Source organism: Streptomyces sp. sk2.1 (assembly GCF_008120935.1).
GTDB lineage: Bacteria > Actinomycetota > Actinomycetes > Streptomycetales > Streptomycetaceae > Streptomyces.
Genome location: NZ_RDBO01000109.1, coordinates 1 through 1,120, shown reverse-complemented (window position 1 = coordinate 1,120; position 1,120 = coordinate 1). Strand labels below are relative to the sequence as shown.

The following is a 1,120-nucleotide window of genomic DNA, read 5'->3' as shown; positions in this document are numbered from 1 at the left end:
GACCGTGACGAACGCGTTCGCGATGCTGCGTCTGCTGCCGATGAGCGATCGGGACAAGGACGCGGAGATCCTCGCCTTGCGCCATCAGATCACGGTGCTGGAGCGCCAACTCGGTGGCGAGAGGGTGCGGTTCACCCCGAGCGATCGCGCGTTCTTGGCGGCGTTGCTGCATCGGATGCCGGTCGAGGTGCTGCGCAGGGTGCGGCTGCTGGTGCGTCCGGACACGGTGCTGCGCTGGCACCGCGATCTGGTCGCACGCCGCCATGCGGCCCGGTCCCGGCCGAAGCGCTCGGGACGGCCACGGATCCTGCGCTCCATCCGCGCCCTGGTCCTGCGGCTCGCCCAAGAGAATCCCAGCTGGGGGTATCGCCGCATCCACGGTGAACTTCTCGTTCTCGGTATCAAGGTGGCCGCCTCCACCGTCTGGGAAATCCTCAAGGAGGCCGGGCTTGATCCGGCGCCCGAACGGGCCTCCAGCACGTGGTCGGACTTCCTGCGCTCGCAGGCCGACGCCCTGTTGGCGTGCGACTTCCTGGAGACGGCCACGCTGTCCGGGGCGCGGCTGTATGTGTTCGCGGTGATCGAGCACGCCAGCCGGCGGATCAGGATCCTGGGCGCCACCGCGCACCCGACCGCCGCGTGGGTGACGCAAGCCGCGAAGAACCTCGTCATGGACCTCGAAGACGCCGAATGCCGCGCAAGGTTCCTGATCCGTGACCGCGACGGGAAGTTCCCCGCCCTGTTCGACACCGTCCTCAAGGACGCGGGGATCGAGGTCGTGCTCAGCGGCGTACGGATGCCACGCATGAACTCGATCACGGAAAGGTGGGTGCAGACCTGCCGGCGTGAGCTGCTGGACCGCACCTTGATCTGGAACCAGCGGCACCTGCTCCACGCACTACGGGAGTTCGAAGAGTTCTACAACTCCCACCGGCCGCATCAGGGCATCGCCAACGCCCGTCCGCTGCACCCGCTGCCGGTGCCGATCACCGATCCGGAGCAGATCACCCGCCTCGACATACGAAAACGCGAACGACTCGGCGGCATCCTCCACGAGTACCAACATGCCGCCTGAACTGGGCGGATGAGGTTTTCGGCAGCAGCAACCGGCAGCAGCAAC

General features: G+C 67.2%; 1 protein-coding gene. It reads left to right on the top strand.

The window, feature by feature from the left end; all coding sequences use genetic code 11:
• Positions 1-4 precede the first annotated feature (4 nt).
• On the top strand, positions 5-1,075 hold the full coding sequence (locus EAO76_RS40835) for an integrase core domain-containing protein (protein ID WP_222872252.1): 1,071 nt from the start codon (positions 5-7) through the stop codon (positions 1,073-1,075).
• Positions 1,076-1,120 lie beyond the last annotated feature (45 nt).